This window comes from Actinacidiphila alni (assembly GCF_900112845.1).
GTDB classification, from domain to species: Bacteria; Actinomycetota; Actinomycetes; order Streptomycetales; family Streptomycetaceae; genus Actinacidiphila; species Actinacidiphila alni.
In genome coordinates this window covers 36888-61115 of the sequence record NZ_FONG01000020.1, presented here as the reverse complement: position 1 = coordinate 61115, position 24228 = coordinate 36888, and the positions used below count along the sequence as shown (strand labels likewise).

At 71.6% G+C, this 24228-nt stretch carries 26 protein-coding genes; 22 read left to right on the top strand and 4 right to left on the bottom strand.

The genetic code is table 11. From position 1 onward, the window contains the following. The first annotated feature begins 1 nt into the window (after position 1). The 3 genes from BM076_RS27460 to BM076_RS27450 are packed head-to-tail and all read left to right on the top strand — an operon-like array spanning position 2 to position 3524. Complete coding sequence (locus BM076_RS27460; protein WP_093716410.1) at positions 2-841, top strand: SDR family NAD(P)-dependent oxidoreductase; 840 nt, start codon at positions 2-4, stop codon at positions 839-841. Then, the gene (locus BM076_RS27455; protein ID WP_093716409.1) at positions 838-2082 is read left to right on the top strand and encodes a cytochrome P450; all 1245 of its coding nucleotides are present in this window, start codon (positions 838-840) and stop codon (positions 2080-2082) included. Before BM076_RS27460 ends, BM076_RS27455 begins: the two co-directional genes overlap by 4 nt. Continuing rightward, a complete protein-coding gene (locus BM076_RS27450; protein ID WP_177246645.1) occupies positions 2031-3524 on the top strand; it encodes an MFS transporter in 1494 nt (497 codons plus the stop codon). Before BM076_RS27455 ends, BM076_RS27450 begins: the two co-directional genes overlap by 52 nt. On the opposite strand, the gene BM076_RS27445 is transcribed toward BM076_RS27450, so the two are convergent. The 3 genes from BM076_RS27445 to BM076_RS27435 are packed head-to-tail and all read right to left on the bottom strand — an operon-like array spanning position 3477 to position 5934. After that, positions 3477-4259, bottom strand: coding sequence for a hypothetical protein (locus BM076_RS27445; RefSeq protein ID WP_093716407.1), 783 nt, complete (start codon positions 4257-4259; stop codon positions 3477-3479). The genes BM076_RS27450 and BM076_RS27445 overlap by 48 nt on opposite strands. Then, complete coding sequence (locus BM076_RS27440; RefSeq protein ID WP_218160121.1) at positions 4256-5428, bottom strand: CoA transferase; 1173 nt, start codon at positions 5426-5428, stop codon at positions 4256-4258. The genes BM076_RS27445 and BM076_RS27440 overlap by 4 nt, the downstream gene beginning before the upstream one ends. Beyond that, positions 5425-5934 (bottom strand): VOC family protein, encoded by a 510-nt coding sequence (locus tag BM076_RS27435; protein WP_177246644.1) that lies wholly within the window; start codon positions 5932-5934, stop codon positions 5425-5427. Before BM076_RS27435 ends, BM076_RS27440 begins: the two co-directional genes overlap by 4 nt. 205 nt (positions 5935-6139) lie before the next feature. Here BM076_RS27435 and BM076_RS27430 point away from each other — a divergent pair, with 205 nt between their 5' ends. The 8 genes from BM076_RS27430 (at position 6140) to BM076_RS27395 (ending at position 15752) form a co-directional block, all read left to right on the top strand. Beyond that, positions 6140-7003 (top strand): branched-chain amino acid ABC transporter permease, encoded by an 864-nt coding sequence (locus BM076_RS27430; RefSeq protein ID WP_093716405.1) that lies wholly within the window; start codon positions 6140-6142, stop codon positions 7001-7003. Then, complete coding sequence (locus tag BM076_RS27425; protein WP_093716404.1) at positions 7000-8907, top strand: branched-chain amino acid ABC transporter ATP-binding protein/permease; 1908 nt, start codon at positions 7000-7002, stop codon at positions 8905-8907. Before BM076_RS27430 ends, BM076_RS27425 begins: the two co-directional genes overlap by 4 nt. After that, complete coding sequence (locus tag BM076_RS27420; RefSeq protein ID WP_093716403.1) at positions 8904-9626, top strand: ABC transporter ATP-binding protein; 723 nt, start codon at positions 8904-8906, stop codon at positions 9624-9626. Before BM076_RS27425 ends, BM076_RS27420 begins: the two co-directional genes overlap by 4 nt. Positions 9627-9729: 103 nt before the next feature. Then, positions 9730-11922: an acetate--CoA ligase family protein gene (locus BM076_RS27415; RefSeq protein ID WP_093716402.1), complete on the top strand. Its 2193-nt coding sequence runs from the start codon at positions 9730-9732 to the stop codon at positions 11920-11922. After that, positions 11919-13265 carry a CaiB/BaiF CoA transferase family protein gene (locus BM076_RS27410; RefSeq protein WP_093716401.1) on the top strand — a complete coding sequence of 449 codons (1347 nt, stop codon included), beginning with the start codon at positions 11919-11921 and terminating at the stop codon, positions 13263-13265. The genes BM076_RS27415 and BM076_RS27410 overlap by 4 nt, the downstream gene beginning before the upstream one ends. Further along, entirely contained in the window at positions 13262-14167 is a 906-nt protein-coding gene (locus BM076_RS27405) for an enoyl-CoA hydratase/isomerase family protein (RefSeq protein ID WP_177246643.1), read from the top strand. Before BM076_RS27410 ends, BM076_RS27405 begins: the two co-directional genes overlap by 4 nt. Beyond that, positions 14164-14895 carry an enoyl-CoA hydratase/isomerase family protein gene (locus BM076_RS27400; protein WP_093716400.1) on the top strand — a complete coding sequence of 244 codons (732 nt, stop codon included), beginning with the start codon at positions 14164-14166 and terminating at the stop codon, positions 14893-14895. The genes BM076_RS27405 and BM076_RS27400 overlap by 4 nt, the downstream gene beginning before the upstream one ends. Then, the gene (locus BM076_RS27395) at positions 14892-15752 is read left to right on the top strand and encodes an enoyl-CoA hydratase/isomerase family protein (protein ID WP_093716399.1); all 861 of its coding nucleotides are present in this window, start codon (positions 14892-14894) and stop codon (positions 15750-15752) included. Before BM076_RS27400 ends, BM076_RS27395 begins: the two co-directional genes overlap by 4 nt. A gap of 22 nt (positions 15753-15774) precedes the next feature. On the opposite strand, the gene BM076_RS27390 is transcribed toward BM076_RS27395, so the two are convergent. After that, a complete protein-coding gene (locus BM076_RS27390; protein ID WP_093716398.1) occupies positions 15775-16257 on the bottom strand; it encodes a MarR family winged helix-turn-helix transcriptional regulator in 483 nt (160 codons plus the stop codon). Between the two features lie 258 nt (positions 16258-16515). On the opposite strand from BM076_RS27390, the gene BM076_RS27385 reads away from it, so the two are divergent. The 11 genes from BM076_RS27385 to BM076_RS27340 all read left to right on the top strand — a co-directional run bounded on the left by BM076_RS27385 (position 16516) and on the right by BM076_RS27340 (position 24206). After that, positions 16516-17094, top strand: a complete 579-nt coding sequence (locus BM076_RS27385) for a hypothetical protein (RefSeq protein ID WP_093716397.1) — start codon at positions 16516-16518, stop codon at positions 17092-17094. A gap of 4 nt (positions 17095-17098) precedes the next feature. Then, positions 17099-17572 (top strand): nuclear transport factor 2 family protein, encoded by a 474-nt coding sequence (locus BM076_RS27380; RefSeq protein ID WP_093716396.1) that lies wholly within the window; start codon positions 17099-17101, stop codon positions 17570-17572. 13 nt (positions 17573-17585) lie between these two features. After that, positions 17586-18536, top strand: coding sequence for a mesaconyl-C4 CoA hydratase (locus BM076_RS27375; protein ID WP_143120656.1), 951 nt, complete (start codon positions 17586-17588; stop codon positions 18534-18536). Then, positions 18533-19678, top strand: a complete 1146-nt coding sequence (locus BM076_RS27370) for an SDR family oxidoreductase (protein ID WP_093716394.1) — start codon at positions 18533-18535, stop codon at positions 19676-19678. The genes BM076_RS27375 and BM076_RS27370 overlap by 4 nt, the downstream gene beginning before the upstream one ends. Further along, a complete protein-coding gene (locus tag BM076_RS27365; protein ID WP_093716393.1) occupies positions 19675-20487 on the top strand; it encodes an HpcH/HpaI aldolase/citrate lyase family protein in 813 nt (270 codons plus the stop codon). The genes BM076_RS27370 and BM076_RS27365 overlap by 4 nt, the downstream gene beginning before the upstream one ends. After that, positions 20477-21355: a sugar phosphate isomerase/epimerase family protein gene (locus tag BM076_RS27360; protein ID WP_093716392.1), complete on the top strand. Its 879-nt coding sequence runs from the start codon at positions 20477-20479 to the stop codon at positions 21353-21355. The genes BM076_RS27365 and BM076_RS27360 overlap by 11 nt, the downstream gene beginning before the upstream one ends. A gap of 127 nt (positions 21356-21482) precedes the next feature. Next, the gene (locus BM076_RS27355) at positions 21483-22835 is read left to right on the top strand and encodes an FAD-dependent oxidoreductase (RefSeq protein WP_093716391.1); all 1353 of its coding nucleotides are present in this window, start codon (positions 21483-21485) and stop codon (positions 22833-22835) included. A 65-nt stretch (positions 22836-22900) separates the two neighbouring features. Then, a complete protein-coding gene (gene fdxA, locus BM076_RS27350) occupies positions 22901-23251 on the top strand; it encodes a ferredoxin (RefSeq protein WP_093716390.1) in 351 nt (116 codons plus the stop codon). A 31-nt stretch (positions 23252-23282) separates the two neighbouring features. Then, positions 23283-23852, top strand: a complete 570-nt coding sequence (locus BM076_RS27345; protein WP_093716389.1) for a cytochrome P450 family protein — start codon at positions 23283-23285, stop codon at positions 23850-23852. Further along, positions 23849-24010, top strand: coding sequence for a hypothetical protein (locus tag BM076_RS36815; protein ID WP_177246642.1), 162 nt, complete (start codon positions 23849-23851; stop codon positions 24008-24010). The genes BM076_RS27345 and BM076_RS36815 overlap by 4 nt, the downstream gene beginning before the upstream one ends. Then, on the top strand, positions 23997-24206 hold the full coding sequence (locus BM076_RS27340; RefSeq protein ID WP_093716388.1) for a ferredoxin: 210 nt from the start codon (positions 23997-23999) through the stop codon (positions 24204-24206). Before BM076_RS36815 ends, BM076_RS27340 begins: the two co-directional genes overlap by 14 nt. The last annotated feature ends 22 nt before the right edge of the window (positions 24207-24228 follow it).

Genomic DNA, 24228 nt, shown 5'->3' with positions numbered 1-24228 from the left:
GGTGCGATACGTCATCACGGGCGCGGGCAGTGGGATCGGGCAGGCGGTGGCGACGCTCGCGTCCCACACGGCGGACAGCGCCGGGACCGGACCGGTACGCCTGGCGCTGCTGGACCGTGACGCCGAGTCCGTCGAAGCGGTCGCCGCCGAACTGCGCGGCACCGGGGCCGAATGCCTGCCGCTGGTGGTCGACCTGGGAGACCCGGCGGCGGCGGGCAAAGCGGTGGAACAGGCCGTATCGGCCTTCGGCGGCCTCGACGCCCTGGTGAGCAACGCCGGCATCAGCTCCGCCGACGCCCTCGAAGACCTCAGCCTCGACACCTACCAGCGGACCTTCGACGTCAACACGCGCGCCACCTTCCTGCTGGCCCGCGCCGCCTTCCCGGCGCTGCGGGACTCCCGGGGCGCGATCGTCGCCACGGCGTCGATCTCCGCGACCCACCCGACGCCGCCGCTGGGGATGTACAGCGCGAGCAAGGCGGCGCTGAAGATGATGATCCAGCAGATGGCGGTCGAATGGGGCCGCCACGGCATCCGCGCCAACTGCGTCTCGCCGGGCCCCACCGACACCGGGCTCACCCGCGGATCGTTCGGCGACGCGCGCGACGCCGCGGCACGGGCCAACCGCCGCTACCGCGAGGCGGTCTCGCCCATGCGGAAGATCGCACGCGCCCAGGACATCGCCGAAGCGGTGCTCTTCCTGGCAGGACCGCGCGCCGGACACATCACCGGCGTCGACCTGCCCGTCGACGGCGGCCTCTCGCTGACCGTCATGCCGCTCACCGGAGGCACGCCCGGATACCGACTCGACGAGATCGCGCAGGAGGCGACAGCACGATGACCAGCACCACCGCGCGGGCCCTGCCCGGATTCCTGTCCGCCGAGGTCGCCGCCGACCCCGACGCCTTCTACCGCAGACTGCGCGCCGAGGACCCGGTCCACTGGGACGACGGCTACCAGGGCTATCTGATCAGCAAGCACGCCGACGTCGGATTCGCCTACCGCAACCCGCTGTTCTCCACACAGAACTACGAGGTCAGCCTCCAGCCGGTGTTCGGACGCTCGATGCTGCAGATGGACGGGGCCGAGCACAGCCGCAAGAAGGCCCTGGTGACGCCCTACTTCCGCGGCAAGGGCCTGGAGAAATGGGCGCCGGTCATCGCGCGCAACGTGGCCACGATCCTGGACCGCTCGGTCACCTCCGCGTCCGAGCACATCGTCCGCGGCTTCCGGCCGGGCGACACCGTCGACCTGCTGGCCGACTTCGGCTACTACCTCCCGGTGTACGTGATCACCGACATGCTCGGGCTGCCGCACAGCGACTACGACCGCTTCTTCGACTGGTACAGCCGCCATGTCGCCTTCCTCGGCAATCTGGCCCGCGACCCGGAGATCGACGAGCGCGGCCGGCGCGCGACCAAGGAACTGTGGGAGTACCTCGCCCCCGTCGTCGAGGACCGCCGCTCGCACCTCGGCGAGGACCTCATCTCCGGCCTGATCACCGCCGAGATCGACGGCGAACGGCTGGACGACCTCGAAATCCTCACCCACGTCACGCAGTTGCTCAACGCGGGCTCGGAGACCACGGGCAAGGCACTGGCCAGCATGTTCGCCTATCTGCTGCGCGAACGGGAGCTGTTCGAGGAGGTACGGGAGGATCGCGCCCAGGTCGTCCCGGCGATCAGCGAGACACTGCGGATCAGCCCGCCGTCACAGATGAACGGCCGCAAGACCACCCAGGACGTCGACCTGCACGGCGCCCACCTGCCCGCGGGCACCCTGGTGATGCTGCTCATGGCGTCCGCCAACCGCGACGAGGACCGTTTCCACGACCCCGACACCTTTGACTTCCACCGCCCCGACCTCGACCACACCAAGACCTTCTCCGCCGCGGGCGACACCTTCGCCTTCGGCTCCGGACGGCACTTCTGCCTGGGCGCGATGCTCGCCAAGTCCGAGCTGGAGATGGCCGCGAACGTACTGCTCGACCGATTCCCCGACATGCGTCTGGCCGACGGTTTCACGCCCCGGTGGGCGGGCCTGAAGATGCGGTCGGTGGACAGGCTGACGGTGACCCTCTGAACGACCGGGCGCCGCGGCCGGCCCTGCGCGGACGGCCGCTGTCGGCGCTGCTGGTGTGCGCCGCCCTGGTCTCGGCGGCCGTCGTCACCCTCGGCGGCCCGCTCGTCCCGCAGGTCCAGCAGAGCTTCGGCGTCGGCACCGAGGCGTCCCAGTGGTCGTACACCATCACCCTGCTCGTCGGCGCCACACTGACGCCGCTGCTCGGCCGGCTCGCGGACGGGCGGCGGCGCAGACCCGCGATGATCGTCGTCTGCGCGCTGGTCACGCTCGGCTGCGCCGTCTCCGCCCTCGGGACGCGGTACGGCGTCTTTCTCACCGGCCGCGCGTTCCAAGGGGTGGCGGTGGCCCTGGTCGCGATGACCATCGCCTGCGCCCGCGACCTGTTCACCGGTCCCGCGACGGCACGCCTGATCGCGCTGCTGTCGATCACGACCGCGCTCGGCGTCGGCGCCGCCTATCCGCTGACGACCTTCGTGGCCGATCACCTCGGCCTGCGGGCGGCGTACGGCGGCGCCGCGCTGCTGTCGCTGCTCGTCACGCTCGCGGTGGCCGGCGGCCTGCCCGCGGTGGCGGCGCGGGACGGCGACCCGCGGCTCGACGTACCCGGCGCGGTCGTCCTGATCGCCGCCACCGCGTGCGCGCTGCTGGCCATCAGCCAGGGCAACGCGTGGGGCTGGACCAGCGCGGGCGTGGCCGCGCTCGCCGCTGCCGCCGCCGTCCTGCTGCTCGCCTGGATCCGGCTCGAACTGCGCGTCCCGCACCCGCTGGTGGAACTGCGGCTGTTCGCCCGGCGCGATGTGCTCGCCGCGCATCTCACCGGTCTGCTGATGGGCGTGAGCCTGTACAACACCCCGGTCCTCATCACCCGCATCGGCCTCGCGCCCCGCGACACCTCGTACGGGGTGGGGCTCGGACTCAGCGCCATCGGTGTGGTGATGGCGCCGATCGCGGTCTGCAACTACCTGAGCAGCAGGGGCGCGACCGCCCTGGCCAGGGCGCGCGGCCGGCGGATCGCCCTGGCGGCCGGGGGAGTCGTGGGCGCGCTCGGGCCGCTGATGCTGATCGGCGTCGACGGGCATCTGTCGCTGCTGCTGGCATCGGTCGTGCTCACGTCCTGCGGCGCCGGGGCCACCTTCGGCACCCTGCCCGGGCTCATCGTGGACGCGGTCGAGCCGGGCGAGACCGGCAGCGCCACGAGCGTCAACATCCTGCTGCGGGCGGTCGGCGGCGCGGTCGGCAGCGCCGCCACCGCGGCGCTGGTCGGCGCCGCCGCGGGACCGGGGGGACAGACCACCTCCACCGGGCTGGCCTGGGCGGCGCTCGCCTGCGCCGGCACCTGCGTGGCCTCCGTCGTGGTCAGCGGCTGCGTGCCGAGCCGCCGCCGGCGAACCGCCTCACATGCGGTCGCCGTCGAACCAGTCCCACTCCCACGGACGGATTGACAGCAGCGGGGTGCTGAGCAGGACGTGCTCCACGTCGCCGGCCGCGCTGCCCCGCCCGATCCAGTCAGGACGCGCCCGCTCGACGGCCGCGCTCGTTTCCAGGACGTCGCCGTCGAGATACAGCAGGCGGAGCGTCAGACCGCCGTCGGCTTCGGGGCCCTGCGCCCCGAAGGCGGCGGCGCCCTCGGCGAACCGGTAGGTCGCCGCGCCCGCGACACCCGGGACCGCCAGCAGCGCGGGGACCACCTGCCGGTCGAGCGCCGCGAAATACGCGGCGCCGGCCGCGGTGTCGGGCGCGGCCGTCCTGGACAGCGTGAGATGGACACCTCGGTGCGGCCGGTGCGGCAGCGCCGCGGGCGCGACGAGCACCCGGGGCGCCGCGTAGTCCTTGACCGGGTGGAAGAAACCGGCCGGCTGCCGCCGGGTCCAGGCCAGTTCGGGGCGGCGCCCCCACCACAGGGCCCGCTGATTGAGGTCCGTCCAGTCCCGCAGCGCGGTCTCCAGCGGGTGCCGGAAACCGTAGGCGACCGCGTATTGGACCGGCGCGAAGGCCGGGTCGCCGACATGGCCGGCCGCCGCGCACCCCGGGGTACGAACCCAGCGGTCGCCCCAGGCGACGCCCGGCAGCAGGCGGTTCTCCGGCAGGTGGTCGAGCTGGTGCCAGGCGTTGTACTCGGCGTGCCGGGTGGCGTCGGTGAGATGGGTGAAGGTGAGGAAGAGCCGGTCCGTCGTCATGCCCGCCCGCTTTCCGTCCGCAGCCACTCGCGCAGGACCGTGTCGTTGTCGGCGCCGAGCCGCGGCGCCGGTACGGGCTCGCCGAGCCCCCAGCCGGCGGACCTGGCCACCGGGCCCGGCGTCGGGAAGACGCCGACACCCGGCTGATCCACCTGGTGGAAGAGGTCGTTGGCGGTGACCAGCGGATCGGTGACGAATTCGCCGAGGGTGCGGTAGTCGCCCCACAGCACACGGCCGGCGTCGAGCGCGGCGACCGCCTCGGCATGGGTGCGGGCGGAGAACCAGGGTGCGAGGACCGCCGAGATCAGGTCGCGGTGCGCGTAGCGCGCCCCTTCGTCGCCGAAGTCCGTGTCGAGGGCGCGCTGGAGGCTGTCCAGGACGGCCCGGGTCCCCGTCAGCTCGACCAGCGTGTCCCAGTGACGGGCCGTCAGGGCGACCACCATGACCCGGCGGCCGTCGCCGGTCGCGAAGTCGCAACCGTAGCTGCCGTACAGGTAGTTGCCGTCGCGCAGCCGTCCCGGCCCGTTGACCACCGCGTCGGCGACGAAGCCGAGGTGCGCCATGGTCGCCGCGGCGACATCGGCGAGACCGACCTCGATGAGCCGGCCCCGTCCGGTGGCCGTGCGCTCGCGGTGCGCGGCCAGCAGCGCGAGCGCGATGTGCAGGCCGGTGAGCAGGTCCCAGGCGGGCAGTACGTGGTTGACCGGGCGAGCGGAGTCCACCGGACCGGTCAGCCAGGGCAGCCCCACCTCGGAGTTGATGGTGTAGTCGACGGCCGGACGCCCGTCGCCGCGCCCGCCGATACGGGCCACGATCACGTCGGACCTGACCCGCCGGAGTTCGCGGTGATCGAGCCACGACTGTCCGACCGCGTTGGTGACCAGCAGCCCGTGGCCGTCGCCGGGCGCCGCGAGCAGCGAACGGACCACGTCCCGGCCGGACTCCGAGCGCAGATCCAGCTCGACCGAGCGCTTGCCCTTGTTCAGACCGGCCCAGTACAGGCTGGTGCCGTCCGCGCCGAGCGGCAGCCGCCGGGTGTCCGTCGCCCCGCCGAGCGGGTCCACGCGGACGACGTCCGCGCCGAGCTGTGCGAGCGTCATCGTCGCCGACGGGCCGGCCACGTACGTCGACAGGTCGAGGATGTGCAGATCCGCCAGCGGCCCGCTCATGCGAACGGCGAGACGTACGGGACGTTCTTGGCGGCGGCGGCCTCGGCGATCCAGCCGTCGATCTCCTCGGCCACCTCGTGCGAGACCAGCTCGATCCACATGCCGGGCGACTCGGGGTTGTAGTGGAAGGTGGCGCGGCCGATGCCGCCGTCCGCGGCGACGCCGTTCAGCTCGCGCCGGTACCCCTTGGCCTCCAGGGAGGCCGCCGCGGCGCGCAGGTCGTCGGTGTAGTAGCCGAGGTGGTGCACCCGCCGGCCGCCGGTGACATTCACGTACGGCGCCGGGTCGATCTGCTCCAGCAGCTCGACGAAGTGCGGCCCCTGGAGCGAGTAGGCGAAGCGGACCTCCCGCCCGACGACGCCGTCCGGGCACTCCAGCGGCACCGTGGAGGTCAGCGGCGGCGCCCAGTCCAGGCGCAGGGCGTCGCCCATGGCCGCCATCGCCTTGTCGAGGCTGTCGACAATGATCCCGGTGTGGTACAGCCGGAGCAGCGGCTCGGTCGTCATGGCAACGCACCTCTCTGCGGACGCAAGCATGGTCGGGCGACGAACATTACACTATGCTAAGTAAATGTGTCAGCGCCCGTGCGGGTCGACGCGAAAGGTTTCCGACAACCCATTGACAGGTGTGCCGGGGAACCTCAGTCTCATACAAGTTAGCCATGTGAAGGAATCTTGACGGGGCCGTTTCCGAGTCACAAGGGAGAGCGCGATGATCTCGCTGGTAGTGACCGGCCTGTCGCAGGCGGCGGTGCTGATTCCGCTGGTCCTGGCGGTCAGTCTGGTGTTCCGGGTGAGCGGAGTCGTCAACTTCGGCGCGGGCAATTTCTGCGTCTTCGCCGGCGCCGCGTGCGCCTCGTGGGGGACGCACAACAGCGGAGTCGGTGTCCTGCTCACCATCCTGGCGGGCGGAATCCTCGGCGCCCTGTGCTACGTCGTCGCGATCGTGCCGGCGCAGCGGAAAAAGGTACCGGTCATCGGACTGACGCTGGCCACCCTCGGCTTCGGCCTGCTGCTGAACTTCCTCACCCGGACGTGGTTCGGGGGAGAGCCGTCGATCGTCCAGCCCTGGATCCACGGCTCGGTCTCGATCGGCTCCTACGAGACGTCCAAGCAGCGGCTGCTGGTCATCGGCCTGTCGCTGCTGCTGGTGATCGTGATGTGGTTCCTGTTCGACCGCACCCTCATCGGACACCATCTGTCCGCGGTCTCCTTCGACCACGAACTGGCGGAGGTCTACGGCGTCCGCACGATGCGCTTCGAACTGCTCGCCTGGGTCGTCTCCAGCGCCTGCCTGGTCATCGGGGGCGTCTTCCAGGCGTCGCTCGGCAGCGTCTCGGTCGATGTCGCGCCGACCCTGCTGGTGCTGAGCCTGGTCGGCGCCGTCATCGGCGGCCTCGGCAGCCTCTTCGGCGCGGTCGGCGGGGCGGTCGTGGCCGGCTTCGTCATGACGTTCACCGACCAGCACATCGCCGCCAGTTACCACCTGACCTCACTCTTCGTGATCCTGTCCCTGGTGCTGCTCGTGCGGCCGACAGGGCTGTTCACCTTCCGCGGAACGGCTGAGCGCGTATGAGCACCATCGGATTGGACAAGACCGCCCCACGGGCGCAGAGCCCGGCGCCGCGCAAGGCCGACGGACTCAAGCAGGCCCTGACGTCGTCCTGGGCGAAGCATGTCGCGGGACCGCTGGTCCTGGTGATCGTCGGACTCGTCGCGAGCGGCAACGACTACTACGTCCATCTCGCGTCCGCCGGGGTCATCGCCTACATCCTCACCGCGGCCTTCAACATCGTCTACGGCTACGCGGGCATCTTCAATCTCTCGATCGTCATCACCTATGGTGTCGGCGCCTTCACCAGCGTTTATCTGGAGGTCCAGTTCGGAATTCCGTTCTGGCCGTCACTGGTGATCGCCGTAGCCGTCGCCACGGTGCTGTCCGTACTCGTGGCGGTCCCCACCCGGGGGCTCAACGAACTGTTCCTGGCCATCCAGACCCTCGCCTTCGCGCTCGCGCTGGCCGAGATCATGGTGAACTGGCACAAATTCAGCGGCGGCACGATCGGCGTCTACGGCATTCCGCTGCCCACATTCTTCGGGTATCAGCTCACCGGCGGATTCCTGTCGTACTACTGGCTCGCGGCCTTTTTCGCCTGGCTCACCTACGAGTTGGTGCTGCGCATCCACCTTTCCGCGATGCGGCGCAAACTGACCGCGCTGCGCGAGGGCCCCCGGGTGCTCGCCGCGGTCGGTGTCTCGCCCGACTCGACCCGGCTGGTCGCCTTCGCCCTGTCGGGGGCCCTCGCGGGCCTGGCCGGAGTGCTGTTCGCGCACTTCCAGCTGGTGATCGACCTCGACACCTTCAGCTTCACCCGGCTGGTCGCGCTGCTGCTCGCCGCGATCCTCGGCGGCGGCGGATACTTCCTCGGCCCGGTGTTCGGCGTCATCGCCATCGTGGTGATGGACGAGCTGTCGCTGGCCACCAGCCAGGCCCAGGACCTGGTCTACGGCGTGGGCATCCTGGTGCTCGTCGTCCTCACCCGCGGCGGGATCGCCGGTGGCCTGGACAATCTGGTCAAGTGGATCGTGCACCGACGGCGGCCCGATCCGGTCGGCGAACCCGAACCCGAGGACGCGGAATCCGCCGCGGACGCCGACCCGGCCGCGGTCACGGAGGCCGTGACGCACCGCCTCGCGGACGCGGTCAAGGCCGTGCACCGGGACCTGCGGGTCGAGGTGCGCGAGGTGTCGGTCGCCTTCGGCGGGACCACAGCGGTCAACGACGTCTCGCTGTCCTTCTCTACTGGCGAGGTCATCGGCCTCATCGGCCCCAACGGCGCGGGCAAGACCACCCTGCTCAACGCGATCACCGGCGACGTACGGGCCACCGGCTCGGTCCGGCTCGGCGACGACGAGATCCTCGGCTCGCCCCCGCAGAATCTCGTACGGTCCGGGATCGGCCGCACCTTCCAGAGCCCGAAGGTCATCCCCGAACTGACGCTGCTGGAGAACGTGATGCTCGCCGGGGACGGCATCGGCAAGGTCGGCTGGTTCCGGCAGTCCCTGCTGAGCCCGGCCGCCCGCAGACAGGCGGTGGCCGGCCGCGAACGGGCGATGACGCTGCTCGCCGACCTCGCGCTCGCCGACCGCGCCCACAGTCGGGCCAAGGACCAGCCGTACGGCGTGCTCCGGCTGGTCGAGATCGCCCGCAATCTGATGCTCGACCCGGCGTTCCTGCTGCTGGACGAACCCGGCGCGGGACTCACCGAGTTCGAGCGCGAGGAGATCGCCGCGACGGTCCGGGCACTGGGCGCGCGCGACCTCGGTGTCGTCCTAGTCGACCACAATCTGCCCCTCATCACCAGCGCCTGCGACCGCGTCTACGTCCTGGACCACGGCCAGGTCATCGCCGAGGGCCCGCCGGCCGAGGTCTTCGCGCAGCAAGAGGTCATCTCCGCCTACCTGGGGGTCCCCGGATGAGCACACCACTGCTGGACGTCACCGACCTGGTGGTCGGATACGGCGACCACCAACCCGTCCTGCACGGCATCTCCTTCGCCCTCGACGAGGGCGAACTCCTCGGCCTGGTCGGCATGAACGGCGCGGGCAAGACCACCTTGATGCGGGCGCTGAGCGGCGGGCTCAAGCCCCGCTCCGGCGCGGTCGTGTTCCGGGGCGAGCGGATGAACGGGGCATCGACCGCCGCCTGCGTCCGCAAGGGCATCGTCATCCTGCCCGAGGGCCACCGCGTGCTGCGCCCGCTCACCGTCGAGGAGAATCTGCAGATCTCCGCGATGCGGCTGAGCCGCCGCGCGGTACGGCGCCGGATCGCGGACGTGCAGGACCTGGTCTACGAACTGTTCCCGATCCTCGCGGAACGGCGCACACAGCTGGCGGGGCTGCTGTCCGGGGGAGAGCAGCAGATGCTCTCGCTGGCCCGCGCCATCATCCAGCGGCCCAGACTCCTGCTCCTGGACGAGCCGTCGCTGGGCCTGGCGCCTGTGGTGGTCGAGAAGATCTACGCGTCGCTGAAGTCGCTGCGGGCCGAAGGCATGTCGATGCTGGTCGTCGAGCAGAACAGCGACCGGCTCGCGAAGGCCGCGGAACGGATGATCGTCCTGCGCGACGGCCGGATCGCCGCCTCCGGCTCGACGTCCTCGCTGCGCGGGGCGGAACTCAACGCCGCCTATTTCGGCTGAGTCGGGCCGCGGCGTAACCGAGTTCACATCTGTCCGCCCGTGAAGTACGTATAATATTTTACGTGGCTAAATAAAACTTCCGACGTTCGAGGAGTAACGCCCCATGCTCACCGTTGACTACGCAGCACGACGCTCGATCGTCGAGCCGGCCAGGCTGCGCCGCTTCTTCGGCGCTCGCAGCATCGCGGTCGTGGGGGCGTCGCCGAGCTCCAGCTGGGCGCGGAATCTGCTCAACTCCCTCGAACTCGGCGGCGGCGTGAAGGACGTGCGCTTCGTCCACCCCAAATACGACGAGGTCTTCGGGAAGCCGACCGTCCCCACGCTGCGCGACCTCACCGAGCCCGTCGACATGGCCTACATCATGGTGGGCTCCAACCGCGTCGACGGCATCCTCGCGGACGCCGCGGCTGCCCGGATCAAGAACGCGGTCGTGCTCGCCTCGGGATACGGCGAGACCGGCGCCGACGGACGCGACCGGCAGCACCGACTGGCGCGCAGCGCCGTCGAGTTCGACCTCACCGTCATGGGCCCGAACACCATCGGCTTCATCAACGCGGTGGACGGCGTCGCACCCTGGGCCGTCGCCACCGAGACCGCGCCGGTGGCCGGCCCGGTCGGCGCCGTGTTCGAGAGCGGCTCGATGGCGCGCGCGACCTACCAGTTCGCGCAGGCGCACGGCGTGGGTTCGACGCTGTGGGCGTCGGTCGGCAACTCGGCCGTGCTGACCAGCCTCGACGTCCTGGACTATCTGATCGAGGACGACAACACCCGCGCCGTCGCGCTGTTCCTGGAGACCGTACGCGAGCCCGACCGGCTCTTTGCGCTCGGCCGCAAGGCGCTGGAGGCCGGAAAACCGATCGTGGTCTACAAGGCCGGGCGCAGCGAGGAAGGCATGCGCTCGGCCATGGCGCACACCGGCGCGATGGCCACCGACGACGCCGTCGTGGACGCCGCCTTCCGCCAGGCCGGCATGGTCAGGGTCGAGAGCATCGAGGAACTGGTCGCCACCGCCGGGGTGTTCGGCTACAGCCCGCGGCTGCCGCGCGGACGGCGGATGGGCGTGGTGACCTCCTCGGGCGGCGGCTGCAACATCATCGCCGACCTCGCGGCCGTCAACGGCCTCGCCCTGCCCGCCTGGCAGCAGGACACCAGCGCCCGACTGGCCGCGCACCTCCCGGAGTTCGCCTCCGTGCTCAACCCGCTCGACACCACCGGCTTCGGCCACGCACGCGCCAGACCCCGCCCGACGAAGGCCGAGGACGACCTGATGGAGATCGCCGTCGAGGACGCCGGGATCGACTTCATGTTCTCGATGATGACCCCGCTGCCGGACGAACGCCCGGCCGACCCGGCCTTCATCGAGAGCCGCATGGGCATCATCGGCGAGATCGTCACGGCCGCGCCCGTACCGGTCTTCCTGTCGTCCAACACCTGCCTGGACGTCTCGCCGTACGCCCGGTCGCTGCTCGCCCAGAACGACCTCTTTCTGCTGCCCGGCGTGGACCTCGCCGTCACCGCGCTCGGTCATGTGGCCCGCTGGGTGGAGCAGCGCGACGCGCTCGCCGCGGGCACGCCGGACGCGGCGGACCCGCCGGCCGCCGCGTCGGCGCCCGCCGCGGGTCCGGCCGCCGGCACCTGGGCCGAGGACGAGGGCCGCGCGCTGCTCACGGCGGCCGGCGTCCCGGTCGTCCCGGCCCGACTGGTCACCTCGGCGGCCGAAGCGGCGGCCGCGGCGGCGGAGTTCGGCGGTCCGGTGGCGATGAAGATCTGCTCGCGGGCGATCGCCCACAAGTCCGACATCGGCGGCGTCCTCCTCGGCGTCGCGGACGCGGACGCGGCGGAGACCGCGTACGGGACGATACTGGCGAGGGTCGCCCGCGAGGTGCCGGCGGCCGACGTACGCGGTGTGCTCGTCTCACCGATGCGCGAGCCGGGCCAGGAACTCCTCGTCGGCGTCACCGTCGACGCCACCTTCGGGCCGGTGCTCGCCGTGGGACTCGGCGGTGTGTGGGTCGAGGTCATGAAGGACACCAGCCTGCGGGTGCTGCCCGTCGACGCGCGCGAGGTCCGCCGGATGCTGGCGGAACTCAAGGGCGCCGCCCTGCTGCACGGCGCGCGCGGCGGCCGGGCCGCCGACCTGGACGCGCTGAGCGAGGCCGTCGTCGCGATCAGCCGCGCCGCGCTGTCGGTCGGCCCCGGCCTTGACACCCTGGAGGTCAACCCGCTGCGGGTCAACGGCGACCGTGTGGAGGCCCTCGACGTACTCGTCACGACCACGGCACGGGAGGACTCATGAACGGCACGGACAGCGCGGCCGGCGCATCCGACGCCCCGGAGATCGCGCCCGACGCAGGCGACGGTACGGACATCGCCTCCGACGGTGCGGACATCGCGCCGGGCGCACTCGACGGCGTCAAGGTGCTCGATCTGACCCGTTTCCTCCAAGGGCCCTACGCCACCCGGATCCTCGCCGACCTCGGCGCGGACGTGGTCAAGGTGGAGCGGCCGGGCGGCGAGTGGGACCGGCGGCTGCGCCAGGCGCCCGACGGCTTCGCGGGCTTCTTCACCGGCCTGAACCGGGGCAAGAAGTCGATCGCCGTCGACATCACCACCTCCGAGGGCCGGGACATCGTGAAGGCCCTCGCGCGCGAGTGCGATGTCGTCGTGGAGAATTTCCGGCTCGGCGTGATGGAGAAACTCGGCCTGGGATACGACACCCTGCGCCAGGAGAATCCGCGGCTCGTCTACGCCGCCGCGTCCGGCCACGGACCGCTCGGGCCGCACAGCGGCGAGCCGATGTTCGACATGGTCGCGCAGGCCGTGTCGGGCCTCTCGGACTTCGTCCGCACCCCGGACGGGCAGCCCCGGCTGGCGAGCCGCGGTATGGCGGACTCCGCCGGTGCCGTCTTCCTCGCCATGGGCATCCTGACCGCCCTCCTGGTCAAGGAACGCACCGGACACGGCCAGCGGGTCGACGGCTCGCTCGTCGGCTCCTGCCTGGCGATGCACACCGCCGAGGTCACCATCGCCCTGCACGGCGACGAAGTGCGGCGCACCCAGGGCCGGGTGACGTCGACCTCGGGCGCCTTCCGCTGCGGGGACGACCGCTGGATCGTGATCGGCGCCACCGACCAGAAGGTGTGGGACGGGCTGACCGGGGCCCTCGGCAGACCCGACCTGCGCGACGATCCGCGGTTCGCCAGGAGCAGGATCCGCGAGCGGCACCGCGACATCCTGGAGCCGGTCCTGGAGGAGATCTTCCGCACCGCCGACCGCGACACCTGGGTCCGGCGGATGCGGGACCACGGGGTGCCGGTGGCGCCCGTGAACACCTTCGTCGAAGCGGCCAGGGACCCCGACGTCCTCGCCAACGGCTTCGTCGTCGAGCAGCCGGACCCGGACTGGGGGACCGTGCGCACCGTCGGCAATCCGTTCCTGCTCAGCGCCACACCCGCCCGGGTCGGCGGCTGGACACCGGAACTGGGCGCCGACACCCGCGAGGTGCTGGGCCGCCTCGGCTTCCCCCACGACCGGATCGAACGACTCCTCGCGAGCGGGGTGGTCGAACAGGCCGAGGCCCCGGATCCGGACGGACCGGCGCGAGCACAACAGGAGGCGGAAGAGGTGGAGAAGGCGTGAAGTACGGAACACCGGAGAGCATCGCCGCCGCGGCCGGACAAGTGCTGTACGAGGTGGACGAGACGGCCGGCATCGCGTATCTGACACTGAACCGTCCGGAGAAGCACAACGCGATGAGCGTCCCGATGCGCGACCGCATCATCGACCTGATGGCGGAGGCCGGGGACGACGCGCGGGTCCGCGTCATCGTGATCCGCGGCAACGGGAAATCCTTCTGCAGCGGCAACGAGATCAATGAGCAGTGGGGCCAGAAACGGCCGCACGAACGGCGCCGCACCCTGACCGTCGGCTACCGCTACGGCGCCGACATGGCGTGGGGACGGCTCGGCTTCAGCCAGGCGATCTCCCGCTCGCCGAAGGTCACCGTCGCCCAGCTGCACGGTTACTGCGCCGCCGCCGCGTACTTCATGATCGCCTGCAAGGCCGATGTGGTGACGGCCGCCGAGGACACCAGGATCGGCGCGCTCGAGGCCCGCTTCCTCGGCCCGGCAGGCGCCGTCGCCAGCGTGCACATCAACCGCATCCTGGGCATGAAGGCCGCCCGGCGCACCGGATTCACCGCGATGCCGATGAGCGGGACCGAGGCGCACCACCTCGGCCTTGTCGACACCGTCGTCCCGGCCGCCGATCTCGCCGCCGCCACCGGCGAGATCGCCTCCGCGATCGCCACCCGGCCGCCCGGCCACCTGCTGTATCTGAAGTCGAGACTGCGCGCGGCCGAAGGAGTGATGGACACCAGCGTCCCCTCGATCACCGGACTGCTGGTGTCGCACTTCCTCCAGTCGGGACCGGACGAGATGGACTTCTGGAAGACCGCCAAGGCCGTCGGTGTCGGCGGCGCCCTGGACGCCGACAAGAAGCGCAAGGGCGCGGCGGACCCCCGGACGGGGGTGACGGCATGACCGCGGTCGACCTCCGTACGGCCGACGGCCGGGCCTACATCGAGGTGCCGAGCTTCGCGCCGCTCACCGCGCACGACCCGGACTTCGCCGGCCGGCTCGCCGCGGCCGTCGTCGAGGCGTCGGACGACGACCACGTCAAGGCCATCGTGCTGCGCGCCACAGGACCCGACTTCGCCCCGGCGACGCCCACCGGATTCCCGTCCGTCGCCGGGACACCCACCACCTGGCACCGGGCCTTCGCCGCCTCGACCGCGGTGTACCAGGCCACCTGTTTCGCCAAGAAGGTCGTGGTCGCCGAGGTCCGCGGGGCGTGCCACGGCGCGGGCAGCGCACTGTTGCTGTGCGCCGACTTGGCCGTGGCGAGCGAGGACGCCGCCTTCGGCTCGCCCTTCCTCGACGTGCCCGAGTCGAACTTCGTGCTCGCCGCCCTCACGATCCGGCTCAACCGGGCCAAGTCGTGGCTGCTGCGCGGCCAGACGTACACCGCCGCCGACGCGCTGCGGATCGGTCTGGTCAACCGGGTCGTGCCGACCGGCCGGCTGCGGGCGGAGACCGAGCGGATGACCGCCGCGGTCCGCGGCATGCCGCTGGACGGGGTGACGATGTCGAAGATGCTGCAACAGGCCGTCTACGACGCGCACGGCGTGGGCCGGGAGTTCGACCTGGCCGACCACTACGCGATCCACCGCGCGGCGGTCGGATCCGGTCTCGCGGAGGAGCGGGCATGAACGACGGCACGGTCGAACTGACCAAGGACCACGACCGGCACATCGCGACCATCACCATCCGCCGGCCGGCCGCCGGGAATCTCATGACCCGGGCCATGGCCACCGCCTTCGCCGCCCATCTGGCGGACGCCGACGAGGACGACGACGTGAAGGCGGTCCTGATCCGCGGCGAGGGCGACGACCTGTGCGCCGGCTGGGACCCCGCCGACGCCTGGGAGCAGTACACCGACGCGCCCGGCGGCGCGGTCCGCAAGCACCCGAGCCAGCGCGCCCGGCTGATCGCCCTGGACGACGCCTGGTGGGGGAGGAACGGGCTCTACCAGCGCCTGCTGCACTGCCGGAAGGTGACCATCGTCGAGGCGCGCGGCCGCTGCTGGGACACCGGCCTGTATCTGGTGCTGTGCGCCGACCTGGTGGTGGCCGCCGGGGACGCCACCTTCGGCTCGCCACGGTGGCACAACGTCGGGGTGGACGGCGACATGTCCTTGCTGTTCGCCACGGTCGGGCTGAAGCGGGCCAAGGAGCTGATGTACTGCAACGTCGCCTGGTCGGCGCCGACCGCGCTCGACCACGGGCTCGTGGACCGCGTGGCCGACGACGCCGCCCAAGGAGCGACGGAACTGGCGGCCATGTGCGCCTCGATCATGCGCGACGGCATCGTCACCGAGAAGTACGCGGTCTTCGCCTCGCTGGAGAAGCTCGGGGTGGGGCTGTCCTTCGCCGCGACCACGGTGGTCGGCGCCTCGCTGAGCAACATCCACTTCCAGCCGGGCGAGTTCAACTTCCTGCGGGAAGTGCGCCACGAGGGCGCCGAGGCGGCGCTGGCGCGCTCCCGCGCCGACCTCGAGATCCGCTGACCGCCGGCGCCGCCGGTACGGGTCAGGCCCGGCGCGGCAGTTCCGGGTCGCACAGCCGCTCGAGGGCGGGCAGCGCGTTGAGCAGGCTGCCCATCTCGGCGTCGTCGAGCCGCCCGAGATGGTCCTCCAGCCAGACCTCGCGGCTCTTGAGCACCTGCTCGCGCTCGCGCGCCCCACTGGGCGTCAGTTCGATCAGCGCGGCCCTGCGGTCGGCGGGGTCCGCGGTGCGCGAGACGAAGCCGAGTTCGATCAGCCGGTTGAGCGACCGGGTCACCGACGGCGGGGAGACTCCCTCGGACGCCGCGAGGTCACCCGCGGAGACGGGCTGATTGCGGCCGATGTTGAACAGCAGAGAGATCAGCGCGTAACTCAGACCGTCGTCGTTCTGCTGCCGAAGAACTCGTCCGAGACGGCCGAGCGTCATCCGCAAACGCGTCAGATCCTCGCGCCGGATGGCGTGCTCGTGCTTGACACCGTCAAAGGAGCCGCTGGTGGTCGTGGTCATCCCTACCCCGAATCTGGGCGCTCGCTTCGTCGAGTCGGCCCTGCCAAGTATGCGCCAGCCGAGCTTCCGGACGCCACGTGCCCACGCCGGGAATCTGTCAGGGCCATGCCCAGAAGATCCGCTCCACTGCGGGATTGCGCGGGGCCGTACCGATTCTCCGAACGCTCTTGCCGTCGCTGTATTCAGCGATTAATTTACATGGTTAGATAATTTATCGCGACCGTCGTGCGATGGTCCCGGTGCCCCCGAGGAGGGAAAGTGAAGGACTTCAGGCCGGAGCTGACGTACACCAGCTTCGCGGAGCACATGCACAAAGCCACGACACCCCTGCAGCTCAAGCATCTCGAGACGGTCGTCCGGCACTCCAAGGGCGAGGTGCTCGCCGACCTCGACATGGTGCTGCCGACGCTGTCGGACGACCCGCAGTACCACGAGTACGGAGTCCTCGGCAATGTCAAGGGGGACACCGGTCCGAAGGGTATCGAAGAGGTTCGTGCCAACTACACCGAGATGGTGAACAACGGCTCGTACGTCATCGAGTCCAAGAAGACCCGGGTGGTGGTCAGCGACTACGACATCGTCACCGAGGGGACGTTCCGGCAGATCCTCACCGCCCAGGTCGCCCGGAAGATGGGCTTCGTCGACGACACCTCGCCCGCGAGTCCGTACTACGTCCTGTCGGCGCGGACCGTGGTCTTCTGGAAGTTCGACGAGGACGACCGGGCCACCGGCGAGGACCGCTACGTCCTCGACCACCACATCGTGCCGCTCGCCGAGGAGGATCTGCCGGACAACTACCCCGACAAATTCCGCGGCGCGCCGCGAGCGGGGGCCTGAGCCGATGACGCTCGACACCGGGAACCGCACCCTGGAACAGCGGATCGACGAGCTGGAGAGCCGGGCCGTCTTCGCCGACCTGGTCGCCGGCTACTGCGAGGGCACCGACCGGCGCGACATCGACCGCTTCATGAGCCTGTGGCACGACGACGCCGAATACCTCATCCCGGGCGGCCGCGGCGACTTCCGCGGCGAGGCGGAGATCCGCCGCTCGCAGGAGGTCATCGGCAAGGTGTGGAAGGAGACCTATCACTGGACCACCAACCACACCGCCCGCTTCGAGAGCCCCGACCGGGCCACCGGACGCAGCGACGCCATCGCGGTGTGCGTGCACCCGGACGGCAGGATCAGCTGGGTGAGCTGCACCTACCACGACGTCTACGAGCGGCGCGCGGGCGCCTGGAAATTCGCCCGCCGGCTGGTCGAGCGCTACTTCGTGAGCGCGCCGCAGGACGTCGAACTCCTGCCGCCCTTCTGAGACCGGCAGTCCGATGACAGCCGTGTACGGCGACGGGCGGGCGCACAGCGGGAGCCGGGGGAGCGGGGAACGCCAGGTCAGGACCGATGTCATCGGCCGCCACCCGGCCGAGGCGCTGGCCGGACTCCTGGGCGTACGGTCGGCCGCGGCGGAATCGCTGCCGCCGATGTGGCACGTCGTCCAGCTCCTCGAAGCGGTACCGCAGGACCTGATCGGTCCCGACGGGCACCCGCTGGCCGGACTTCCGGCGCCGCCGGCCCCCGGCGCCCGGCGGATGTTCGCCGGCGGCCGGGTATGGCACCGCAGACCGCTGGCCGTCGGCCGGGAGGCGACCCGCACCTCCTGGATCCTCGCCTCGCGCGAGGTCGAGGGACGCAGCGGACACCTCCGCTTCGTCACGGTGCGCCATGAGTACGTCCAGGACGGCGACCTCGCGGTGCGCGACGACCACGAGATCGTCTACCGGCCGCCGCGGCCGGCCGGTGCGCCGTCGATCGCCCGCACGGGCGAGCCGGAGCCGCCCGGTACGACCGGCCCGGGGGCGGCGCTCGCCGTCGATCCGGTGCTGCTCTTCCGGTTCTCGGCGCTCACCTACAACGCCCACCGGATCCACTACGACCGCGACCACGCCCGCACCGAGGGCTTCGACGACCTGGTGATCCACGGCCCGCTGCAAGCGGTGCTGATGGCCGAGGAGCTGCGCGGGCGCGGCCACGACCTGCTGGGGCAGGTCTTCACCTACCGCCTGCACGCGCCGGCGGTCGGGCCGCAGACGATCCGCGCCCGCCGTCCTGAGGGCGGAGCACCGGAGCAGGTCGAGACCGTCACCGGCGACGGCGAGGTGTCGGCCTCCGGTTCGCTGACAGCGGCCGACGAATACGGCGGGACCGCGGGCGACCGCGCCGCCGAGGCAGGCGGGGAAGCGGCGGGAGAGACGTCGCAGACAAGGAGAGGGGACGGATGAGTGCCGGACGTGTGCTGATCGCCGGGGCCAGCGGGCTCATCGGCACCGCGGCGATCGCCGCCTTCGCCGCCGACGGATGGGATGTCGTGGCCTTCTCGCGGCGCCCGCCCGAGGTGCCGGACCAGGTGCGCTTCACCCATGTGCCGGTCGATCTGACGGACGGCGCCGCGACACGGGCCGCCGTCACCGCGCTGACGCCCGGCCCCACCCACCTCGTCTACGCCGCCGCTTACGAGAAGCCGGATCTGGTGGCGGGCTGGTCCGACCCCGAACAGATGGCGGTCAACCGCGCGATGCTCGGCAACGTCCTGGTGCCGCTGGCGGCCGGCGGCGGGCTGCGGCACGCCGCCGTGATGCAGGGGACGAAGGCGTACGGCGTCCATCTGCACCCGATCCCGATCCCGGCGCGCGAACGGGCACCGCGCGACGACCACGAGAATTTCTACTGGCACCAGGAGGACCTGCTGCGCGAGCTGGCCGACCGGCACGCGTTCGACTGGACGGTCTTCCGGCCGGTCCAAGTGGTGGGTCCGGCCTACGGCGTCTCCTACTGCACGCCGCCGGTGATCGGGGTGTTCGCCGCGCTCTGCGCGGCGACGGGCCTCCCCTTCGGCTTCCCCGGCGGCACGATCCACCCGGTCCGGCAGGTCGTGGACGCGCGGCTGGTGGCGGGCGCGCTGGTGTGGGCGGCGACCTCGCCCGCGGCCCGGGGCGAGCACTTCAACCTCACCAATGGCGAGGTGTTCTCCTGGCAGGAGCTGTGGCCGGCCCTGGCCGACCAGATGGGGGTGCCGTGCGCCGAGCCGCGCCCGGTGAGCCTGGCCGGGGAACTCCCGCGGCTGGCCGGGGTGTGGGACGGGATCGTCGCCGAGCACCGGCTCAGGCCGCTCCCGCTGCTCGACGTCCTCGGCCGCTCGCATCAGTACGCCGACTACACCTTCGGCCACGGCCTGACGACCATGCCGCCGCCCGCGCTGGTGAGCACGGTCAAGGTCAAACAGGCCGGCTACACCCGGGTGTTCGACACCGAGGTGACCTTCCGGGACGCGCTGCGGACCCTGGTCGAGCGCCGGATCCTGCCCGACCTGACGGGCGCCGTGGCGGGACAGCGCACGGCGGACGCGACGGGCTCCGCGCGGTGATCGGCCGGGCGCGTTCCCTGCTGTTCGTCCCCGGCTCCCGCCCGGACCGCTTCGACTCGGCGACGCGGTCCGGCGCCGACCTGGTGGTGATCGACCTGGAGGACGCGGTCGAGCCCGCCGCCCGCCCGGCGGCCAGAGTGGCGGCCCGGGACCGGCTCTCCCGCTCTCCCGCGGTCGTCCGGGTGAACGGTGCGACGACCGACGACCACGAGGCGGATCTGGCGGCGCTGTCCGGCAGCCCGGAGCTGGTCGCGGTGATGCTGGCGAAGGCCGAGACGCCCGACCAGGTCGACCGGGTCCACCGGCGGCTCGGCGTCCCCGTACTCCCCTTGGTCGAGACGGCCGCCGCGATCGAGGGGATACGGCCGCTTGCCCGGCACGCGGCGGTCCCGCGTCTTGTCCTCGGGACGCTGGACCTGGCGGCGGAGCTGGGCGCGCGGCCGTCCTGGGAACCGCTGCTCGCGATCCGCACCGGCCTGGTGGTGGCGTCGGCCGCGGCCGGGAAAGCCCCGCCGGTCGACGGCGTGACCGTCGAACTGGACGACGCCGAGGCCGTACGCGCGGACGTGCGCCGCGCGGCCGGCCTGGGCTTCCACGGAAAGCTCTGCCTGCACCCGCGTCAAGTGCCGCTGGTGCACGAGGCGTTGCGGCCCACCGACGACGAACTGGCCTGGGCGGAAGGGGTGCTCGCCGCCCTGGGCCCGGTCGCCCGGGTCGACGGCCGGCTCGTGGACGCGCCCGTACGCGCCCGCGCCCGCGCACTCCTCGCGCGGGCCGGCCGGCACGAGGCGGTGGCGGATGACGAATGAGCCGGCTCCGGCGGGCCCGCGGCTGGTGCTGGCCTGGGGGACCGTGCGGGACGCCGCCTTCCCCGACCGGGTCGCCGCCGCGCGGCAGGCCGGTTACGACGCCATCGGCCTCGCCATCCCCTACTACCGGTCGCTGCTCGCGGCCGGTTGGACGGACCGTGACCTCACCGCCGTCCTCGCCGCGTGGGACGTGCGGATCAATGAGGTCGAGGTGCTCTTCGGCTTCCACGGCGAGCCGGGACCCGCGGGGATCCCCGGCCGTCCGGGCCTGGTCTACGCCGACCCGGAGACGGAGCGGACCGCGTATCACCTGGCCGACACCTTTCAGGTGCCCTTCGTGCAGACCGTCGGCACCTTCGACGACCGGCCGATCGGACCGGCGGAGATCGCGGCCTTCGCGGACCTGTGCGACCGTGCGGCCCCGCACGGGCTGAAGGTGGCGCTGGAATTCGTCCCGTACAGCAGCGTGCCCGACCTGGCGGCCGGCCTCGCTGTCGTGACCGCGGCCGACCGCGACAACGGCGGTCTGTGCGTGGACAGTTGGCACTTCTTCCGCGGCGCGCCGGATCTGGACCTGCTGCGGACGGTACCGGCCGAGCGGGTGTTCATGGTGCAGTTCAACGACGGGCCGGTCCCGGCGGTCGACGACGACCTGATGACGGACGCGGTCCACCACCGATTGCCGCCGGGTGAGGGCGACCTGGACCTGCGCGCCTTCGTCCGGGCCCTGGACCGGCCCGGCATCCGCGCGCCGTATTCGGTCGAGGTCTACTCCGACGATCTGCGGCGGCTGCCCGCTCCTGAGGCGGCGCGCCGCACCGCCGAGGCGACCCGCGCGGTCGTCGCGTCCGCGGTGCGGACCGCCTGAGGGCACGCGACCCGGAAGCGCACGGACCGCAAGTACGCCATCCGGAAGCACGCGACCGGCCGTTGACAGGTATTGCTACACATGGTTAAGTTAACATGGCTAAGTAATGGTGAGGAGTGAGAAGCGGATGAGCCCTTACCGTGTGGCCGTCGTCGGTTCAGGACCGGCGGGCGTGTACGCCACCGAGGCTCTCGTGCGCGGTCGCGACGACGTGTGGGTCGATGTCTACGACCGGCTGCCCACGCCGTACGGCCTGGTCCGTTACGGCGTCGCGCCCGACCACCCGAGGATCAAGTCGATCGTCGGCGCGCTGCGGAAGGTGCTCGAACGCGATCGGGTCCGCTTCCTCGGCGACGTCCGGGTCGGCGCCGATGTCACGACCGGGGAACTCGGCGCGCTCTACGACGCGGTCGTGTTCGCCACCGGGGCGCCCACGGGACGGCGCCTGGCCATCGCGGGCGAGGACCTGGCCGGGGTCTGGTCCGCCGCCGACTTCGTCGCCTGGTACAGCGGCCATCCCGACCACGCGGACCTGGGGGAGTCCCTCGGGCCTGCCGCCGAATCCGCGGTGGTGATCGGCGCGGGCAATGTGGCCCTGGACGTGGCACGGCTGCTGGTGAAATCCGCCGCCGACCTCGAGCAGACGGACATGCCGCCGCACGTCCTCGACCGGCTCGCGCACAGCGGTGTGCGCGAGGTGCACCTCGTGTGCCGGCGTGGACCCGAGCACGCCAGATTCAGCGCGAAGGAACTGCGCGAACTGCTCGACCTCGACGGCGTCGGCATCGCGATCGACGCCGAAGGACTCCCGGACCGGTCGACGGACCCGCTGACCGCCGCCAATCTCAAGGCGTTCGCCGACCTCGCCCGGAGCGGGACCGTCCCCGGCGGCCGCACCCTGCGCTTCCACTTCAGGACCCGCCCGGTCGAACTCCTCGGCGCCGGGGGCGCGGTGGCCGCCGTACGCCTGGAAAGGACACGCGGCCCGGGCGGTACGGCCACGCCCGCCGTCGGGATCACCGACCTCAAGGCGGGCCTGGTGGTGAGCGCGGTCGGCCACCGCAGCACACCGATCGGCACCCTGCCGTTCGACGAGGGCCTCGGCCGCGTCCCGCACGCTGCCGGCCGGGTGCTCGGCGCCGACGGCCGCGCCGTCGCGGGGCAGTACGTCGCCGGCTGGGTCAAACGCGGGCCGTCCGGCGTCGTCGGGACGAACCGGGCCTGCGCCGCGGAAACGGTGGCCGCGGTCCTCGCGGACCTGGCGGACCGGCCGCCGCGCGGCGCGGGACCAGAGGCGGTGGATCGGTTGCTCGCCGGACGGGGCATCAGGCCCGTCGGCTACGACGGCTGGCTGTCGATCGACGCCGAGGAGATCGGCCGCGGCCGGGCGCTCGGCCGCGCACGGACCAAGATCCCCGACTGGGAGACGCTGCGCCGGGTCGCAGCCGGCGCCGGTCGGCCCGGGCCGCACTCCGCCTGAATCCGGGGCGGCCGCCACCTTTTCACCGCACTTTCCCCTCCACCCTTCAGGAAGTCGGCATTCCCATGGCCTACGTCATCTCCGGCGACTGCATCGATGTCCTCGACCGAAGCTGTGTCGAGGTCTGCCCGGTCGACTGCATATACGAGGGCTCCCGCAAGGCGTACATCCATCCCGACGAGTGCGTGGACTGCGGCGCCTGCGAGCCGGTCTGTCCGGTCACGGCCATCGCGTACCGCGACGACGTCCCCGCGGGCCAGGCCGAATTCGTCGAGGACAACGCCCGCTTCTTCCTGGAACCGCTGCCGGGCCGGGACCAACCGCTCGGCCACCCCGGCGGCTCGAACGACCTCGGCCCCACCGGTATCGACACCGACCTGGTGTCCCACCGCCCGGCGCGGCCGGGCACCACCTGATCACCCCACCGCTCTGGAGGCGCAGTCCGCCATGGAGAGCCTGAAAGAAGCCCGCGACCAGGACCCTTACCCCTTCTTCGCCGACCGGCTCGCCCGCGGCCCCGTGCACTGGGACGAGGGCATGCACGCCTGGATCGTCGTCGGGTACGACGAGTGCCGCTTCATCCAGCTCAACGAGGACCTCTTCGCCCACCCCTACGCCGAGTTGAAGGGCGCCGCCGACGTCTACGGCGGCCCGAAGGGAGTGCTGCTCCTGCAGGGCGAGCAGCACCACGCCGTGCACAATTTCCTGCTGCAGCACTTCACCCCCGCGACGGTCCGCCGCTACCGGACCGACTTCATCGCCGAGTTGGTGAGCGCGCGGCTCGACGCGGTCGAGGGACGGACCCATGTCGACCTCGCCGCGGAATTCGCCTCGGTGGTGCCGAGCGACGTCATCGCCGCGCTGCTCGGACTCGACTGGCGGGACGAGGAGTTGATGGCCAAGTGCCGCCGCTGGAATTCCACCATGTTCCGCTGGACGGAGACCTTCGGCGAGGACGAGGAGGCGTACGCCACTGCGTCGGCGCCGCCCTTTCCCGGGGTGAGGAGGTCGAGGTGATCTCGCAACTGCTCACCCGTTACCGGTCGTTGCGACGGGACGGCGCGGCCGAACCGCCGCGCTACCGCGGCTACATGCCGCGGTCGTTCAGTCCGCTGCACGCCGTGGTGGAGCCCGCGGCGCAGGACGAGAGGGAGAAGAGCCATGTCGGACAATGACGCGGCCGCCGTCACCGCGGACGCGGACGCCTGTGTCGGCTCGGGGAACTGCGTGATCGTGGCGCCCGCGGTCTTCGGTCTCGACGACGACGGAGCCGTGGCCGTACTGCGGGACCGGGTGAGCGCCGCGGAGCGCGCCGCGGCCGTTGCCGCCGCCGCGGGCTGCCCGGCGGCGGCCATCATCGTCGAAGGCTGAACCCCGCCACCACGCATCGGTG

Excerpts from the sequence above, each read along its gene's own strand:
- BM076_RS27370 (WP_093716394.1), top strand. The coding sequence starts at position 18,533 with ATGAGTGCCGGACGTGTGCTGATCGCCGGGGCCAGCGGGCTCATCGGC.
- BM076_RS27420 (WP_093716403.1), top strand. The coding sequence starts at position 8,904 with ATGAGCACACCACTGCTGGACGTCACCGACCTGGTGGTCGGATACGGC.
- BM076_RS27360 (WP_093716392.1), top strand. The coding sequence starts at position 20,477 with ATGACGAATGAGCCGGCTCCGGCGGGCCCGCGGCTGGTGCTGGCCTGG.
- BM076_RS27375 (WP_143120656.1), top strand. The coding sequence starts at position 17,586 with ATGACAGCCGTGTACGGCGACGGGCGGGCGCACAGCGGGAGCCGGGGG.
- BM076_RS27340 (WP_093716388.1), top strand. The coding sequence starts at position 23,997 with ATGTCGGACAATGACGCGGCCGCCGTCACCGCGGACGCGGACGCCTGT.
- BM076_RS27425 (WP_093716404.1), top strand. The coding sequence starts at position 7,000 with ATGAGCACCATCGGATTGGACAAGACCGCCCCACGGGCGCAGAGCCCG.
- BM076_RS27390 (WP_093716398.1), bottom strand. The coding sequence starts at position 16,257 with ATGACCACGACCACCAGCGGCTCCTTTGACGGTGTCAAGCACGAGCAC.
- BM076_RS27355 (WP_093716391.1), top strand. The coding sequence starts at position 21,483 with ATGAGCCCTTACCGTGTGGCCGTCGTCGGTTCAGGACCGGCGGGCGTG.
- BM076_RS27430 (WP_093716405.1), top strand. The coding sequence starts at position 6,140 with ATGATCTCGCTGGTAGTGACCGGCCTGTCGCAGGCGGCGGTGCTGATT.
- BM076_RS27410 (WP_093716401.1), top strand. The coding sequence starts at position 11,919 with ATGAACGGCACGGACAGCGCGGCCGGCGCATCCGACGCCCCGGAGATC.
- BM076_RS27455 (WP_093716409.1), top strand. The coding sequence starts at position 838 with ATGACCAGCACCACCGCGCGGGCCCTGCCCGGATTCCTGTCCGCCGAG.
- BM076_RS27395 (WP_093716399.1), top strand. The coding sequence starts at position 14,892 with ATGAACGACGGCACGGTCGAACTGACCAAGGACCACGACCGGCACATC.
- BM076_RS27440 (WP_218160121.1), bottom strand. The coding sequence starts at position 5,428 with ATGAGCGGGCCGCTGGCGGATCTGCACATCCTCGACCTGTCGACGTAC.
- fdxA (WP_093716390.1), top strand. The coding sequence starts at position 22,901 with ATGGCCTACGTCATCTCCGGCGACTGCATCGATGTCCTCGACCGAAGC.
- BM076_RS27445 (WP_093716407.1), bottom strand. The coding sequence starts at position 4,259 with ATGACGACGGACCGGCTCTTCCTCACCTTCACCCATCTCACCGACGCC.
- BM076_RS27380 (WP_093716396.1), top strand. The coding sequence starts at position 17,099 with ATGACGCTCGACACCGGGAACCGCACCCTGGAACAGCGGATCGACGAG.
- BM076_RS27435 (WP_177246644.1), bottom strand. The coding sequence starts at position 5,934 with ATGACGACCGAGCCGCTGCTCCGGCTGTACCACACCGGGATCATTGTC.
- BM076_RS27345 (WP_093716389.1), top strand. The coding sequence starts at position 23,283 with ATGGAGAGCCTGAAAGAAGCCCGCGACCAGGACCCTTACCCCTTCTTC.
- BM076_RS27400 (WP_093716400.1), top strand. The coding sequence starts at position 14,164 with ATGACCGCGGTCGACCTCCGTACGGCCGACGGCCGGGCCTACATCGAG.
- BM076_RS27415 (WP_093716402.1), top strand. The coding sequence starts at position 9,730 with ATGCTCACCGTTGACTACGCAGCACGACGCTCGATCGTCGAGCCGGCC.